We start from the raw sequence: 14,565 nt of genomic DNA on the forward strand, positions 1-14,565 counted from the left end.
CTCATGCTCCCTCGGTTGCTGCCGGTGTGAGATGGTCGGCGACCCACTGATCCGCGTAGACCGTGTCGGCGTACGGGTTGCCGCTGTCGGCGCACAGGAATGCCACTACCGGCTCCGGGCCTTCGTGTCCGTCGAAGTAGCGCGTGATCGCGGCGTAGACGCAGCCGGTGGAGCCGCCCGCGTAGATCCCGTGATCGCGCAGCAGGTTCCGGCAGCCCGTCACTTCGTCCCGCTCGGACAGCACAACCACCTGCCCGATCCACGCGCCGTCGATCAGAGGGGGCCGGATGCTGGAGCCGATGCCCGGGATGCGCCGGCGGGCCGCCGGGGCGCCGAAGATGGCCGAGCCCTCGACGTCGACGGCGACCACGGTGGCGTCCGGGTGCTCCTCGCCGAGCCGGCGCGAAAGCCCGCTGATGGTCGCGCCGGTGCCGACACCCACGAAGAGGTAGTCGATCCGGCCGACGTCCTCGAGCAACTCCCGCGCCGTCAGCTCGTAGTGACCGTGCGCGCCGTCCGCGTTGGCGTACTGGTTCGGCCAGTACACGTCCGGGAGTTCCGCGCGCAGCCGGCTGACCCGTGCGAGCCGGCTCAGCAGATAGCCGCCGGTGCCGTCGGGCTCGGTGACCTTTTCCACTCGCGCGCACAGCCTCCGCAGCGTCCGCTCGGTGGCCGCGTTCACGTTCGGGTCCAGCACCGGTACGAACGGCACGCCCAGTTCGTTCAGGAACGAGGCCAGGGCGAGGGCGAAGTTGCCGGACGACGACTCGACCACGGTCGTGGTGCGGGTGATATCGCCGCGCCGCACCGCTTCGCGCAGGATCCAGATCGCGGCCCGGTCCTTCGCACTGCCCGTCCGGTTCTCCAGCTCCATCTTGGCGTAGAGCTGGAGGCCCGGGTGCGGCAGCCGCACGACCGGGGTCCTGGGCAGATCGTCCAGGAGCGTTTCCACTCGGGCGAGCAGCTGCCTGTCTGTGCGTCCTTGGTCAACGCGCGCAGACACGGAAGCCCATGTCGTAGCAGCTGTAGTCGGGCAGGTTGTAGATCCGCACCCATGCCAGGCAGCCGCGGGGGTCGCAGTTGTTGTAGAACGAACCACCGCGAATCACGCCCAGCTCGACCTCTCCCTCCTTCGTCTTGATGACGCGACCGGGCTTGCTCGCGTCGTACGGGTAGTGGTGGAAGGCGCTGGCGGTGATCTCCCAGACGTTGCCGGTAAGGTCCACGACGCCGTACGGCCCGGCCGACTGTGGGTAGGCGTCGACGGGGGTGGTGTCGGCCACGTTCATGGTGTGGTTGCAGTGCTCGGCGGTGGGCTCCTCGTCGCCCCAGGCGTAACGGCGGCCGTCGGTGCCGCGGGTGGCCTTCTCCCACTCGGCCTCGGTCGGCAGCCGCGTACCGGACCACGCGCAGTAGGCGGCGACGTCGAGGGAGCTGACGTGGGTGACCGGGTGGTCGTCCTTGCCCTCCAGGGTGGACTCCGGGCCGTGGGGGGTGCGCCAGGACGCGCCGTCGATGTTCTTCCACAGGTAGTCCTGGTCGGGGACGACGACGCTGGGGTCGCCGATCCAGACCCAGCTCCTGCCCTTCTTCTCCGCGTCGGTCACATGGCCGGTCGCCTCGACGAAGCGGCGGAACTCGGCCACGGTCACGGGGTACTTGGCCATGCGGAACTCGGCCACCTCGACGTGGTGCTCCGGCGCGGCGGCGCGTGGCTTGCCGTCCTCCCGCAGCTCGTCGGAGCCCATCGTGAAGGGGCCGGCGGGAATGGTGACCCAGTAGTCCGCGGGGAGTGCCTCGGCGAGGGTCGGTTCAGCCGTCAGCTGAGTCACGGATTCTCCTTATGTCGTGGTGGTGGAGGCGGCCGGAACGAGCCGGCCGTCGAGGTAATAGCGCCATACGGCGGACAGGGGCGCGCTGCCGCAGCGCAGCAACCGGTCGTGGAAGGACTTCAGTTCGGCGGCCGAATCACTCACGCCGGCCCTCTCGCGCCAGCGCCGGATGTGGAGTTTGCCGAGGGTGTACATGGCGCCGGCGGGGTTCGCGACCACGGCCAGCACCTCACGGCCGGCTCGCTCGGGTGACCACGCGCACAGCGTGGCGGCCTCGGCGGCGGCCGCTCCGAACTTCCGGCGTCCGGAGTGGAGGGAGAGGAACACCAGCAGGCGGGTGGCAGCCTCCAGCGCGTGGCGCAGAGCGGCGACCTCGACGAGCGGGCGGCCTTCGGCGAGGCCGCGCTCGATCGCCAACTCCTCCGCATAGTGGGCCCATCCCTCGGTGGTCCCCGGGAACCACGGCACACACCTGCGGATCACGCCGGCCTGCCGAGGAGTGGCTTCGTAGTGCAGGTAGTGGCCGGGCACGGCCTCGTGCACGGCGATCATCTCGAGCATCGGCTCGTTGAGATAGTCGCGCAGTGCGGCGGGGTCCCGCGGCTCGGGAACGTGCAGCACGTGAGGCTGCGGCACCGGTTCGAGCACACCGGCGTGGTCGAAGACGACCGCGGCGGAGGTGGCGGCGTCGCGGGCGGGACGGATGTCGAGACCGTACCGGTTGGTGAGGGTCACGACGTCCTGCTCGGCCCAGAACTCCCGCAGCCGCTCGATGATCCCCGACAGCGCGGTGACCACCGGTCCGGCGGGCAGCCGCGCGTTCATGAGTCCGTACGCCTCCTCCCTGCAGCTCACCCCCAGTCGTGCGGCGAGCGCGTCGAGGCGGGCGACCAGGCGGCGCACCTCGGCCTCGGCCTCGGCGAGCAGTTCCTCCACCGGGATGTCGATCCCCTCGGCCGCCTCCAGGTAGGCGGCGAGTCGCTCGGGACCGTGGACCGCCCGGATCGGCCGGGTGGCCGCGACGGCGTCCGCGAAGCCCAGGAACGCGACGCGGGCCGCGTCGGCCAGCCGCAGCAGTGAGTCGCCGGCTACCTCCGGCCGGACCGCGACGAGTTGGGCGGCGAGGTTCGCCACCGACGCCGCGCGGGACCTGGCGTTCTCGATCCCGCTGATCCGCTCGCCCGCGGGCAGGGTGTCGCCGAACGTCCTCTCCGCTGCGGCAAGGAAGTCCGGCAGCCCCGCGAGATGGCGGGACAGCGCCCCGACGCGTTCGTCGAGCGGCGCGTAGTCGCCCCGCAGGTACCCGTGGACGTCGGCTTCGGCCAGCCACAGCTCCGGCCCGCGGTGAGGCCGGCCGAGCTCGGCGATGCGGAACCGCTCGTCGGTGAGTACCCGCATCGCCGTACCGAGGTCCGCCCGCACCTCCGGATCCGCATTCTCGGGCAGGATGTCGAGCTGCGCACGGACCGCCGTCAGCAGGCGGTCCACATCGCAGAGCGCGTCGGGCAGTACGGCCGGCAGCCGGGCGTCGAAATCGTGACGGCCCGCCCGCCGAGCCACCTGCGGATAGCGCTCAAAGATGTGGTCGACCACAGCAGAAACGGAATTCAGGGCAGCAGACGTCATGTCACTTTTCTCGGAGAACAGTGGGCCGGTGACGTGCGGAGGAGGGACGCGTACGTGCGTCACGGAATTCGAGCCGGATATTCCGGCTATGCCGCCCCGTTACCCGGGTTGGGCTCGATGATGTTCCCGTCGTCGCCGTAGATCACGTCGTCGTCGAGGTTGGCCAGCATATTACGGAGTTCCTCGGGCGACATAGCCTTGAGATCGTCGGCGTCAACCAGTTGCGAGAGTACCATTCGACTTCCCTGTGCAGTGAGAGATCCGGAGTTTTCGAGGGCCTTGCGCACGCTCTTCGGTCGCATGTCGGTCCACACTCTTTCGATGTGATCGAGGCATTCCCGGCGGGGGCGGGGGTCTCCCACCGAAGCCCAGCCATTCGGCAGGTCACGAACCGCCGGCCATATCGAGTACTGCTCCTCGCCATTTATCACCACGAGGTACTGGGTGTTCTCGTCGTCAAACATCGGATAGAGGTCCCCTACTGTCGGCCCCGGTGAGGGATTGGCGGGATGTGCTGCCTGCGGGAGATGCTGTCGGACATTCGGCTGACGTCCATTTGATCAGGCGAGAGATTCATTCTCGCAAGTTCCACCGGATGGAAGCTAGGTCAGGCCGATTAACAGTGTCAAGAAACGGAAAATGGTTGGGTGCTCAACCGGTGGGGCACACCCGGTTTCCCTTGACCATATGACCGGGCGTGGGAATGCTCGCCCCTCGGTACAGGTACTCCGTCAGGCTCTGGAAAAGGAGCTGGAGTAACCGCCACGACCGAACTCGCGCTCCCCGATCCGGAAGGTTACGAGCCGCGCGGAAGCCGTCCAAGCGGTCCGCCCGAACACGGGGCGTCCCCGAGCGGCGGTCCTGCCTCTGTTCGACCGATGCCGCGCCTCACTTGGACAGCGGCCGGCGCGGACTCCGGTCGCCACGGCGCCCGCACGGGTGCCGGCGGCCCCTGCCAGGACGACGAATAGGAGATGTCAGTGACAACGACGGCCCCACCGGTACCCGTGGATGTGCGGACCGAGCTGAGCCCGGAGGAGTTCCGCTCCACGTACATGGGGCGCAGGCCGGTGGTGATGCGTGGCGCGGCCGTACACATGCCCGCGGTGTCCACTTGGTCGGCTGCCCACCTCGGCACGGTGGCCCCCGAGCAGCGGGTACGCGTCAAGGTGGGCACGGTCTCCACAGGCCGCACCGCCGTCGTCCGGCTCGGCGACTACGCCCGTCAACTCGCCGAGTGGGAGGCATCGGTCGCCCAGGGGGGCGACGCCGGCGATCCCCCCGGCTATCTGCACGACGTACCGCTGCTCTCCATGCTTCCGGAGCTTCGGCGCGACCTTGAACCGTTCCCCGTCGACTACTTCCCGGCGTTCTTCCGCGACCAGTGGTGGAAGTTCACGCAGTTCTTCGTCGGACCCGCGCGCGCGGTGACTCCGCTGCACTTCGACACCCTGCTCACCCACAACCTGTTCTTCCAGGTCCAGGGATCCAAGCGGTTCGTCATGGTGGCCGACGCCGAGCGCGGCAAGTGCTACACCTACAACTGGCGTTGGGCCGCGGTCGACCCGGAGGACCCCGACCTCGACCGGTATCCGCACTTCCGCGACGCGACGGTACTGACGTGCGACGTCGAGGCGGGCGACGTCTTCTACATGCCACCCGGGACCCTGCACAAGGTGATCTCCCCGGGAGCGTCGATCTCGTTCAACATCGACTGGCACGACCGGGCCAGCGCCCTGCGCGGCGTCGCCGCGGTGCGCGAAGGCATGCCACTGAGGAACCTGCGGTACAACTCGCTGTTCGCGCTCGGGGTCGTAGCCGGGCTGCCGCGCGGTCTGCTCATGCCGGGCCTGCGCTCGTACTACTCCTACATCTCCTGACAAGGGCCGGCCCCCGGTCGCGCCACTCCTCGTACACAGAAGGGCTTCCATGAGCATCTTCGATCAGCACGAGTCGAACGTGCGTTCCTACAGCAGGCGTTGGCCGGTCGTCTTCTCCCGCGCGACCGGCAGCCGCCTGCACACCGATGAAGGACGAAGCTGGCTCGACTTCTTCGCCGGAGCCGGTTCGCTGAACTACGGCCACAACAACCCGGTGCTCAAGCGGGCGCTGCTCGACTACATCGGCAACGACGGCGTCACCCACGCGCTCGACATGTTCACCACCGCACGGCACGACCTGCTCGACACGCTCGTCGAGGTCGTGCTGCGGCCACGGGGCCTGGACCACAAAGTGATCTTCCCGGGTCCGGGGGGCGCCAACGCCGTCGAGGCGGCTCTGAAGCTGGCCCGCACGGTCACCGGCCGCAGCGAGGTCGTGCATTTCACCAACTCGTTCCACGGGGCGACGCTCGGCGCACTCGCGGTCACGGGCAACCCCGCCCACCGCCGGGCCGCCGGGATACCGCTGACCGGCGCCACCCCGGTGCCGTTCGACGGCCAGGACGGCCGGTCCGGGCCGGACTTCCTGGCGCAGCTCCTGGCCAACCCGGGCAGCGGGCTGGACCGGCCGGCCGCGGTGATCGTGGAGACCGTGCAGGCCGAGGGCGGGGTGAACGTGGCGAGCACCGAGTGGCTGCGCGCACTCGCGGACCTGTGTCACCGGCACGAGATCCTGCTCATCGTCGACGACATCCAGGCCGGCTGCGGCCGGACCGGCCCGTTCTTCAGCTTCGAGGACGCGGGCATCGTGCCGGACCTGATCTGCCTCTCGAAGTCGATCGGCGGATACGGGCTGCCGCTCGCGCTCACCCTGGTCCGGCCGGAGCTGGACGTGTGGCAGCCGGGTGCCCACAGCGGCACGTTTCGCGGTGTGAACCCGGCGTTCGTCACCGCCACGGCTGCGCTGTCCGCCTACTGGCGGGACGACGCGCTCGAGAAGTCGACGCGCGCCAGGGGCGAGTGGACGTCGAACGCCCTCCACGACATCGCGCAGGCACACCCCGGTCTCGGCATGTCCACCCGCGGCCGCGGCCTCATCCAGGGCCTGGTGGTCGGGGAGGGACTGGCCGACGAGGTCGCCGACGAGGCGTTCGCACGGGGCCTGCTGGTGGAGACCGCCGGTCCGCGGGACGAGGTGGTCAAGCTGCTGCCGCCGCTCACCGCCTCCGACGCCGAACTCGACGAGGGGCTCTCCATCCTCGAACAGTCCGTGCGCGCGGTCGCCGGGCGGACTGCTCGAGCACGATCATGACCGTTCCGGCTGTCGGCACGACAGCGATCTCAGACAGGAATCCGCTTGTGAACCCACCGCGCATCGATCCCGCTCGCTGCCAGCGGCACGTGCCGGCCCGACGGGAGGCACGCTGATGACACAGAGCGGGAGCGACAGCAAACGTCTCGCCCGGACCCGCGCTCTGGAGCCGCTCCGCATACGGGAGTTCCGCATCCTGTGGATCGGACAGGCCGTCTCGGCCGCCGGGGGCGGGATGACCAAGGTGGCGCTGATCTTCGCTGTGCTGGCGGTGGACGGCTCGGTGACCGACATCGGGCTGGTCATGACCGCGCAGGTCCTTACGCAGGTCGTCTTCTCGCTGATCGGCGGGGTGTGGGCGGACAGACTGCGCCGCCAGGTCCTGATGCTGTCGTCCGACCTGATCCGCGCGGCCGCGCAGCTGGCGCTGGCGGCTCTCCTGGTTACCGACACGGCCAGGGTGTGGCATCTGGCCGTCGGCGCCGCGATCTTCGGTGGCGCCCAGGCGTTCTTCGGCCCGGCGTCCAGAGGGCTGATGGCGGAGATCGTGCCCGCGGAACAACTCCAGCGCGGCAACGCGCTGATGTCGTTCTGCATCAGCGCCTCCACGGTTCTGAGCCCGGCGCTGGCCGGCGTGGTGATCGCCTGGTGGGGACCGGGCCTGGTCCTGGCGGCCGACGCCGTCACGTTCATTGTGAGCGCCGTCTCGCTGGGGATGCTGCGGCTGGCACCGCGCACCCTTCCCGCAGCCGAGACGTTCTGGCGCGATCTGGGCACCGGGTGGCGCGAGCTGTCCGTCCGGCGGTGGCTCTGGCTCAACATGATCGTCCACATGCTGCAGAACCTCGCGGTCGCGGCCTACTACGTGCTCGGCCCGGCGATCGCGAACGAGTCCCTCGGCGGGCCGTCCGCCTGGGGCATCGTCGTGTCGGGCTTCGCGGCCGGCGCCCTGACGGGCGGGTTCGTCGCACTGAAGCTGGAGCCGCGCCGCCCTCTGGTCGTCGGTAACCTCGCGCTGGTCCTGACCGCGCTGCCCCTGTTGGCGCTGGCCGTGCCGATGCCGCTGTGGTGCGTGGTCGGGTCGGCCTTCGTCAGCGGTGCGTCAACGCTGTTCCTCGACGCCCTGTGGCAGGCGTCGATGCAGCAGCTGATCCCCGTCGAGGTGATGTCCCGGGTCGAGTCCTACGACTGGCTCATCTCCACCGTCGCCGCGCCGCTGGGCCTTGCTCTGGTGGGCCCACTGGCCGCCCAGGCGGGTCAGGCCGAGGCTCTGCTGATCGCCACGGTGATGATCGTCGTCCCGTGCGGCCTCACCCCGCTGGTGCCCGGCATCCGCGCGGTCCGGCGTGCTCCCGACGGAAAGATCACCGGACCGGCCGTCCCCCAGCTCACCAGTGCGTGAGCCGACCGAACGAGGAGTCATGGTCAAGGGACAAGGCGAATGGATCCGCCGGTTCGGGACGGCGCCCGACGCGGCGGTGCGGGTGATATGCCTCCCGCACGCCGGGGGGTCGGCGAACTACTTCAGACCCCTGGCTGCGGCGCTGTCTTCCGCGGCCGAGCTGCTGGCCGTGCAGTATCCCGGGCGGATGGACCGCGTCAGCGAACGGTACGTCACCGACTTCACGGAGTTGACCGAGCGCACGCTCGACGCGGTGCGCCGGGTGGCGGACCGGCCGGTGGTGCTGTTCGGACACAGCATGGGCGCGCTGCTGGGCTTCCAAGTGGCCAAGTGCCTGGAGGCTGAGGGAATCGCGCCGCTGACGCTGTTCGCGTCCGGAGCGCGGCCACCGGGCCTGCCGCTTCCCCCGCACACGCGCCCGCGGAACGACGAGGAGTTGATGGCGGACCTCGCCCTGCTGAACGGCACCGACATGAGATTGCTGGACAACGCGGAAATGCGTGCTCTGGTGCTGTCGGCGCTGCGCGCGGACTACCGGATGCTGCGGACCCACCGACGCGACGACTCGGTGCTGGCCTGTCCCGTCATGTCGCTGACCGGGGACGACGACCCGGTGGTGTCCATCGACGACGCCCGTGGGTGGGCACGCCACACCGCCGGCCTGTTCGGCCTGCGGGTGTTCACCGGCAAGCACTTCTACCTCGACGGCCAGTGGGGCGAGGTCGGCACGGTCATCACGGATCGTGTCGCGGCGATCGGGCCGCTGCGTGCGGGCTGACACCACGACGAAGCACCCCCTCGTCCGCCGAGCGCGGTGAGGGGGTGCTTCGTCATGGGCCGGCGTGCCCGGACCGGCCGGCGTCAGCCGTCGGCCTGCCACGCCGGCCGGGCCAGGACCTCCAGAACGGCGCAGCCGAAGCTGAACCCGGTGGAGTCGCCCAGCATGACGACCCGGTCGCCCGCCTCGACGGCCGTCGTCTCCAGCAGGTGGGTCAGTCCGACGAACGAGTCGCCGCCACTGATGAGGTGACCGACGGTGCGCCCCAGCTCCCAGGTCGTGCACTTCTCGTCGATTCCGAACTCGGCGAGAAAGTCTTCGTCGACCAGAAAACGTCCGGTGTAGGGGAGAAGCCAGTGCTTGATGTCGCCGGCCTCGAGACCGGCGTCCGCGAGCGCGCCCCGCACACAGTCACGCTTCGCCTCGGTCATCGTCTGCATCATCGACATGACCCGTGCACGCTGCGCACGGAGGTACGCGCGGCGATCCTCGAACCGGGCGGCGTCGAGTCCGGTGAGCCCGCTGAACCTGCCGTCCCCCACGATCTCGGTGGCGAGCAGCCGTGCAACGCCGCTCCCGCCGCCCACCACCATGGCGGTTGCCCCGTCGGCGGCCACCGCGCCCTGGTCGTCGCGGTACCGGTCCCCCTCTCTCGCGTACTTGTCCGCCGAGGTCAGTACCGCCGCACGGCCGGCGGAGACGTACATCGCGCCGACCTCCAGCGCCGCGAGCGCCCCGTTGCATCCCTGCCGCAGTCCGAAGGCCCGAGCCCGGCCGTCGTGGGCCATGCCCTGGACGTAGGAAGCCGGTTCGGCCACTCCCTCCGGGCCCTGTTCGTCCACGTAGGCGTGGACGAACAGGCCGATCTCGGCCGGGTCGGCGGGGGACCGGGTAAGAGCCTTCCGCGCGGCCTCGACAGCCATGTCCGCGGCGCAACCACCGCTCGCGACCGCTATCGACGCGTAGCCGTGCGCCTCACGGACGGCGGGGTCGTACCGGCCGGCGGCCACGGCGTCCGCCACCGACTCGCGCTCCCCCAGGACCACAGCACAGGACCGCACATACACATCGTCCCAACGCACGAAACAGCCTCCGGAAGTCATCAGGGTGGTGGTTCTGGGCGTGATCGGCTGCGACCGTAATGGCGCGCGTCCCGCCCCGGCAACGTCCGTCCGGCACCGGCGGAGCGCGTCCGCCCGCGCGGTGTTCACGCTCGTCGTGCGCGCCTTCACCGGGCGGTGGGCCCGGAGGTACGATCCCGCGACGGACCACGCCGGGAACGGGAGCCGGTCCCACCGCGCCCCGGGTGCCCCTCCCCCGTCCCCTCCGGCCGGAGGGCGTGCGGAACGGGCCGCGTGCCGCCCGGGCGGCAGAGCTGAGACTCAGTCAGGGAAGAGGTCCTCGCGATCCGCGAGCGGACCGCCACGAACAGCCTCGACGACGGCAACGGCAGCCGTCGCACGTTGGGAGTCCACATGTGCCAAGCAGAGCAGGCGGATACAGCACGACCACTGACGCTGTGGGGCGGTGCCGCGGAACCGGGGTGCCTGCTCGACGGACTGGTCCGTGCGGTGGAACGGCGGCCCGGACGGCTCGCCGTGATCGACGGGGCGACCCGGCTGACGTACGAGGAACTGTGGGACCGGATCGGCGCGCTCGCGGCATCCCTCGGCCGCCACGGCATCGGTCCGGGCAGCCGGGTCGCGGTGACAGGCGCGCGCGGCGCACCCACCATCACAGCTCTGCTGGCCACCATCGCCGTCGGCGCCACCTGTGTGCCGCTGGACGCGTCCTACCCGGTGCGCCGCCTCGACTTCATGCTGCGTGACAGCGGCGCGAGCCTGCTGCTGCACGACGGTCCCTCGCCGGTGATGGCAGGCGGGATCACGACCCTCGCCATCGAGGACGCTGCCGGGGCCGGCGGCGACGGCTTCCGGCCGGTGGCCTGCCGGCCGGACCTCCCGGTCTACGTCATCTACACCTCCGGGTCGACCGGCCTGCCCAAGGGCGTGTCGATTCAGCACAGTTGCCTTGACCCCCTGGTGGCCTGGCAGCGCGGCGACTCCGTCCGGCCGGCACTGCGGACCGCACAGTTCGCTCCCCTGAACTTCGACGTGAGCTTCCAGGAGATCCTGGGCACCTTGTGCGACGGCGGCACCCTCGTCATCGCCCCCGAGTCGCTGCGACGCGATCCGTTCACCCTGCTGAAGTGGCTGGCGGACCAAGCCGTGGAGCGGCTCTTCCTTCCCTACGTCGCCCTGCACATGCTGGCCGTGGCGGCCTCGGCGCACGACGGCGACCTCGGGCTCTCGCTGTTGGAGGTGAACACGGCGGGCGAACAGCTGCTGTGCACACCGCCGATCAAGGCGCTGTTCACGGCGCTCCCCCGGGCCAGGCTCAACAACCACTACGGTCCGTCCGAAACCCACGTGGTGACAGCCTGGACGCTGCCCCACGACCCCGCCGAATGGCCGCTTGTGCCGCCCATCGGCCTGCCGCTTCCGGGCTGCGAGCTGCTGGTGGACCCCGGTGACGCGGAGTCCCCGGCCACCGGTGAACTGCTGGTGGCCGGTGCCCCGGTCTCCCTGGGCTACCTCGACCGGCCCGAACTGAACGCCGAGCGCTTCGTCACCGTCGCGCGTACTCCCCAGGGACACACCCGCGCGTTCCGCACCGGCGATCTGGTGCGCGTCGAGGACGGTCTCGTGCAGTTCCTCAACCGTCTGGACCACGACGTCAAGATCCGCGGTGTACGCGTCAACCTCCTCGAGATCGAGGCCTGCCTGATGCGGCAGCCCGGCGTCGCCACCGCGGTCTGCACAGCCGTCGAACCGGTCCCCGGTTCGCGACAGCTGCGGGCCGCCGTCACCCTGCACCCCGGCGAGACCGAACCCGGCGACCTGCGCGCGGCGCTGGCCGAACTGCTACCGGAGGCCTCGGTGCCCGCCTCGGTGACCGTGATCCCCGGACTGCCCCACACCCCGAGCGGCAAGATCGACCGCAGCTCGGTCGCGCGGTCCCTGACGCCCGGAGGTGGACGATGACGGCCGAACCGGCCCTGGACGACGCCACCACGCCCTACCGGCGACGCATCGCCGAGATCTGGTCGGCCGCACTGTGCATCGAGGTCACCGCGGCGGACCACGACTTCTTCGCCGCGGGCGGCGACTCCTTCCAGGCGGTGCTCGTGACCGCCTCGGTGCGCCGCGAGTGGGACATCGACGTCCCCGCCCAGCTCCTCCTCGATCACCCGGTGCTTGCGGACTTCGCGGGTCACGTGGCCCGGCTGGCGGACGAGCGGGTCCGGTGAGGTCACGCAAGGCGGCGATGACCGCCGAGGAGCTGGAAGGACACGGACGTTGCTGAGGATCCTGGACTATCCGGGGCGCCGGCCGGAGGCGCCGGTCACCGCGCTGGGCCTTGACGGCATGGTCGGTCTGCTCGACGACCCCCTGCCGGTCGAGGGAACCGGCCCCGCGTACGCGGCCCGGCTCGACGTCGGTCCCGAGCCGATCCTGGCGTACTGCGCCGCCTCGGCGATCGCGGTGCACCTCGCCCACCGGTCCGCACGGCCGAACCCCCTGGTCCTCTTCGATCCGATGCCCGCCACCGACGACGACATCGCGCGCGCCTATGCCGACGCGGTCGCCCAGGTGCCGGGGGGCTCCGAGGAACCACTGCCGTTCGATGAACTGCCCTCCGAACCGATGCAGTTCCTCGACTCCGTGCGCGCGGACCTGAAACGGCGCGTCGACACGGCACTGCGAGCCCAAGGGCTGAGCGGTGACGTGATCGCCGAACCGGCGGCGCACTTCGTCCGGCAGCACCTTTCGTATCTCTCCTACCTGCTCGCGGCACGGGGCGCACTGCCCGACGGGCCGGTCGGGCCCATGCTGCAGGTCCTCTCCCGCGAACATTCCGACCACCACGGCTGGCTCCCCTCGGGGCAGCTGACCACCCTGCGTATCGACAGTGACCGGGCCGGTCTCACGGCCCACGAAGCGGCGAGGAGCGGCACTGCGTCGTTCCTGGCCACGGTGATGAGGAGGCAACACATATGACCGGCGATGACCTGCGGTCCGCGGTGCGGACGGTCTGGGAAGAAGTGCTCGACACCGTCGTCGACGACGACACCGAATTCTTCGATGCGGGCGGTACCTCGTTCGCCGCACTGCGCATCATCGCGACCATCAACGGCCGCCAGGGAACCTCGATCTCGGTGAAGGTGCTGTTCGACAATTCCCGCTTCGGTGACTTCACCGCCGCCCTGGGCCATGAACCCGGGGTCGTCCAGCGTGCCTGACCCGGTGTGAGCCGCTCCGCACACCACCACGAGTTTTTCCGGGCCATCGAAAGCAGGGGGCAGCCTTGTCCGTTTCGTTGACGGTCGATCTGTTGGATCCAGCGCTGTACTCGGAGGGAAATCCGCACGAGGTCTGGCGGGCCATGCGCGAGGCTGGTCCCGTACACCACCAGGTGGCGCGGACCGGCGCGGAGCACTGGGCCGTGGTCGGCCACACGGCGGGCAAGCAGGTGCTGCACGACTGGAAGACATTCACCTCCACCCGCGGGGCGCTGCTGCGCGCGGACGACAACGCCGCTCCCTACCCCGGCGCCGGCAGAATGCCGGTCCTCACCGATCCGCCGCGCCACACGGATCTGCGCCGGGCCGTTGCCCGGATGTTCACACCCCGTGCCGTGGAGGGGCTGAGCGCGCTGGCCCACGAGGTGGCCCGCTCGCTCCTGACGGGTCTGTGCTCGCAGGGCGGAGGCGACTTCGCCACCGAGGTGGCCGCGAGGTTCCCGCTCGCGGTGCAGGCCGAGATCCTCGGCATACCGGTGGAGGACATACCCCTGATCCTCGATGCCACGCGCCGCTCCGTGGACGATGCGGAACACGATTCCTTCGGGCACCACGATGTGATGACCTACTTCCTGGGGGCGCTCGGCACGACGCGGGGCGCAGCCGGCCGCAATCTGATCGACACCCTGCTCGCAGCGCGGGCGGACGGCCTTCCCCTGTCGGACGAGGAGATCGTCCTGACCTGCGACAACATCGTGGTGGCCGCGAGCCAGACCGTTCAGCACGCGTTGAACGGCGGCCTGTTGGCTCTGATCGAGCACCCGGCGGCGTGGGCGGAGCTGCGCGAGGGACGGGTGGACTACAGCTCCGCGGTGGACGAACTGCTGCGCTGGACCGCACCGGCCACACATGTGATGCGCACCGCGGTACACGACACCGAACTGGCGGGAACCACGATCCGGGCCGGGGACGCGGTGGCGGTGTGGATCCCCTCCGCCAACCGGGACGCCACCGTCTTCGACCGATCCGGGGAGCTGGTCCTGTCCCGCAGCCCCAACCCGCACCTGTCCCTCGGCGGCGGCATGCACTTCTGCCTGGGCGCCGCCCTGGTACGCGTGCTGCTGCGGGCGCTGCTCACGGAACTGACCCGCTCCGGGGTGTCGCTGACGCTCGCGAGCCGGCCTGTGTGGCACTCCACCTGGGCGGTCAACGGCATGCGCTCGCTGCCCGTGGAGATCTCTCCCGTCTGACCCGCGATACGGACAGAGGTGTGGGGGGGGGGGGGGGGGGGGGGGGGGGGGGGGGGGGGGGCCGCCGGCGGGGGGGGGGGGGGGGGGGGGGGGGGGGGGGGGGCCCCCGCGTCGCGGTGGTGGTCGAGGGGAGCCCGGCTACCCGAAGGTGCCGAACGCCTTGGTGAAGGCGAGGGGTTCCT

14 protein-coding genes are annotated in these 14,565 nt (G+C 70.4%); 9 read left to right on the forward strand and 5 right to left on the reverse strand.

The features are described from left to right. Position 1 precedes the first annotated feature (1 nt). The 4 genes from sbnA to ACIRJR_RS35130 form a co-directional block, all read right to left on the reverse strand. The gene (sbnA, locus tag ACIRJR_RS35115; protein ID WP_403788495.1) at positions 2-952 is read right to left on the reverse strand and encodes a 2,3-diaminopropionate biosynthesis protein SbnA; all 951 of its coding nucleotides are present in this window, start codon (positions 950-952) and stop codon (positions 2-4) included. Positions 953-986: 34 nt separating this feature from the next. Further along, positions 987-1,832: a formylglycine-generating enzyme family protein gene (locus ACIRJR_RS35120; RefSeq protein WP_403788497.1), complete on the reverse strand. Its 846-nt coding sequence runs from the start codon at positions 1,830-1,832 to the stop codon at positions 987-989. A gap of 9 nt (positions 1,833-1,841) precedes the next feature. After that, complete coding sequence (locus ACIRJR_RS35125) at positions 1,842-3,425, reverse strand: DUF885 family protein (RefSeq protein ID WP_403788499.1); 1,584 nt, start codon at positions 3,423-3,425, stop codon at positions 1,842-1,844. A gap of 119 nt (positions 3,426-3,544) precedes the next feature. Continuing rightward, positions 3,545-3,922 (reverse strand): MbtH family protein, encoded by a 378-nt coding sequence (locus tag ACIRJR_RS35130; RefSeq protein ID WP_403788501.1) that lies wholly within the window; start codon positions 3,920-3,922, stop codon positions 3,545-3,547. Positions 3,923-4,438: 516 nt separating this feature from the next. On the opposite strand from ACIRJR_RS35130, the gene ACIRJR_RS35135 reads away from it, so the two are divergent. The 4 genes from ACIRJR_RS35135 to ACIRJR_RS35150 all read left to right on the forward strand — a co-directional run bounded on the left by ACIRJR_RS35135 (position 4,439) and on the right by ACIRJR_RS35150 (position 8,830). Beyond that, positions 4,439-5,338 (forward strand): cupin-like domain-containing protein, encoded by a 900-nt coding sequence (locus ACIRJR_RS35135; RefSeq protein ID WP_403788503.1) that lies wholly within the window; start codon positions 4,439-4,441, stop codon positions 5,336-5,338. A gap of 49 nt (positions 5,339-5,387) precedes the next feature. Continuing rightward, the gene (gene ectB / locus ACIRJR_RS35140; protein WP_403788505.1) at positions 5,388-6,650 is read left to right on the forward strand and encodes a diaminobutyrate--2-oxoglutarate transaminase; all 1,263 of its coding nucleotides are present in this window, start codon (positions 5,388-5,390) and stop codon (positions 6,648-6,650) included. A gap of 115 nt (positions 6,651-6,765) precedes the next feature. Continuing rightward, the gene (locus ACIRJR_RS35145; protein ID WP_403788507.1) at positions 6,766-8,052 is read left to right on the forward strand and encodes an MFS transporter; all 1,287 of its coding nucleotides are present in this window, start codon (positions 6,766-6,768) and stop codon (positions 8,050-8,052) included. Between the two features lie 19 nt (positions 8,053-8,071). Then, a complete protein-coding gene (locus ACIRJR_RS35150) occupies positions 8,072-8,830 on the forward strand; it encodes a thioesterase II family protein (RefSeq protein WP_403788509.1) in 759 nt (252 codons plus the stop codon). Between the two features lie 83 nt (positions 8,831-8,913). Here the strand turns inward: ACIRJR_RS35150 and ACIRJR_RS35155 are convergent, their stop codons facing one another. Beyond that, positions 8,914-9,891: a ketoacyl-ACP synthase III family protein gene (locus tag ACIRJR_RS35155; protein WP_403788511.1), complete on the reverse strand. Its 978-nt coding sequence runs from the start codon at positions 9,889-9,891 to the stop codon at positions 8,914-8,916. Between the two features lie 414 nt (positions 9,892-10,305). Here ACIRJR_RS35155 and ACIRJR_RS35160 point away from each other — a divergent pair, with 414 nt between their 5' ends. The 5 genes from ACIRJR_RS35160 to ACIRJR_RS35180 all read left to right on the forward strand — a co-directional run bounded on the left by ACIRJR_RS35160 (position 10,306) and on the right by ACIRJR_RS35180 (position 14,383). Then, positions 10,306-11,874, forward strand: coding sequence for an AMP-binding protein (locus ACIRJR_RS35160; protein WP_403788513.1), 1,569 nt, complete (start codon positions 10,306-10,308; stop codon positions 11,872-11,874). Further along, on the forward strand, positions 11,871-12,140 hold the full coding sequence (locus tag ACIRJR_RS35165; protein WP_403788515.1) for a phosphopantetheine-binding protein: 270 nt from the start codon (positions 11,871-11,873) through the stop codon (positions 12,138-12,140). Before ACIRJR_RS35160 ends, ACIRJR_RS35165 begins: the two co-directional genes overlap by 4 nt. A gap of 49 nt (positions 12,141-12,189) precedes the next feature. Continuing rightward, positions 12,190-12,891, forward strand: coding sequence for a hypothetical protein (locus tag ACIRJR_RS35170; RefSeq protein WP_403788517.1), 702 nt, complete (start codon positions 12,190-12,192; stop codon positions 12,889-12,891). Beyond that, positions 12,888-13,133 carry a phosphopantetheine-binding protein gene (locus tag ACIRJR_RS35175; protein WP_403788519.1) on the forward strand — a complete coding sequence of 82 codons (246 nt, stop codon included), beginning with the start codon at positions 12,888-12,890 and terminating at the stop codon, positions 13,131-13,133. The genes ACIRJR_RS35170 and ACIRJR_RS35175 overlap by 4 nt, the downstream gene beginning before the upstream one ends. 92 nt (positions 13,134-13,225) lie before the next feature. Next, a complete protein-coding gene (locus tag ACIRJR_RS35180) occupies positions 13,226-14,383 on the forward strand; it encodes a cytochrome P450 (RefSeq protein WP_403788521.1) in 1,158 nt (385 codons plus the stop codon). Positions 14,384-14,565: the final 182 nt, after the last annotated feature.

The organism is Streptomyces sp. NPDC102402 (assembly GCF_044765765.1).
GTDB lineage: Bacteria > Actinomycetota > Actinomycetes > Streptomycetales > Streptomycetaceae > Streptomyces.

What these genes read in the sequence shown, in the direction of transcription:
- ACIRJR_RS35130 (WP_403788501.1), bottom strand. Translation starts at nt 3,922, where the DNA reads ATGTTTGACGACGAGAACACCCAGTACCTCGTGGTGATAAATGGCGAG.
- ectB (WP_403788505.1), top strand. Translation starts at nt 5,388, where the DNA reads ATGAGCATCTTCGATCAGCACGAGTCGAACGTGCGTTCCTACAGCAGG.
- ACIRJR_RS35145 (WP_403788507.1), top strand. Translation starts at nt 6,766, where the DNA reads ATGACACAGAGCGGGAGCGACAGCAAACGTCTCGCCCGGACCCGCGCT.
- ACIRJR_RS35150 (WP_403788509.1), top strand. Translation starts at nt 8,072, where the DNA reads ATGGTCAAGGGACAAGGCGAATGGATCCGCCGGTTCGGGACGGCGCCC.
- ACIRJR_RS35160 (WP_403788513.1), top strand. Translation starts at nt 10,306, where the DNA reads ATGTGCCAAGCAGAGCAGGCGGATACAGCACGACCACTGACGCTGTGG.
- ACIRJR_RS35165 (WP_403788515.1), top strand. Translation starts at nt 11,871, where the DNA reads ATGACGGCCGAACCGGCCCTGGACGACGCCACCACGCCCTACCGGCGA.
- ACIRJR_RS35175 (WP_403788519.1), top strand. Translation starts at nt 12,888, where the DNA reads ATGACCGGCGATGACCTGCGGTCCGCGGTGCGGACGGTCTGGGAAGAA.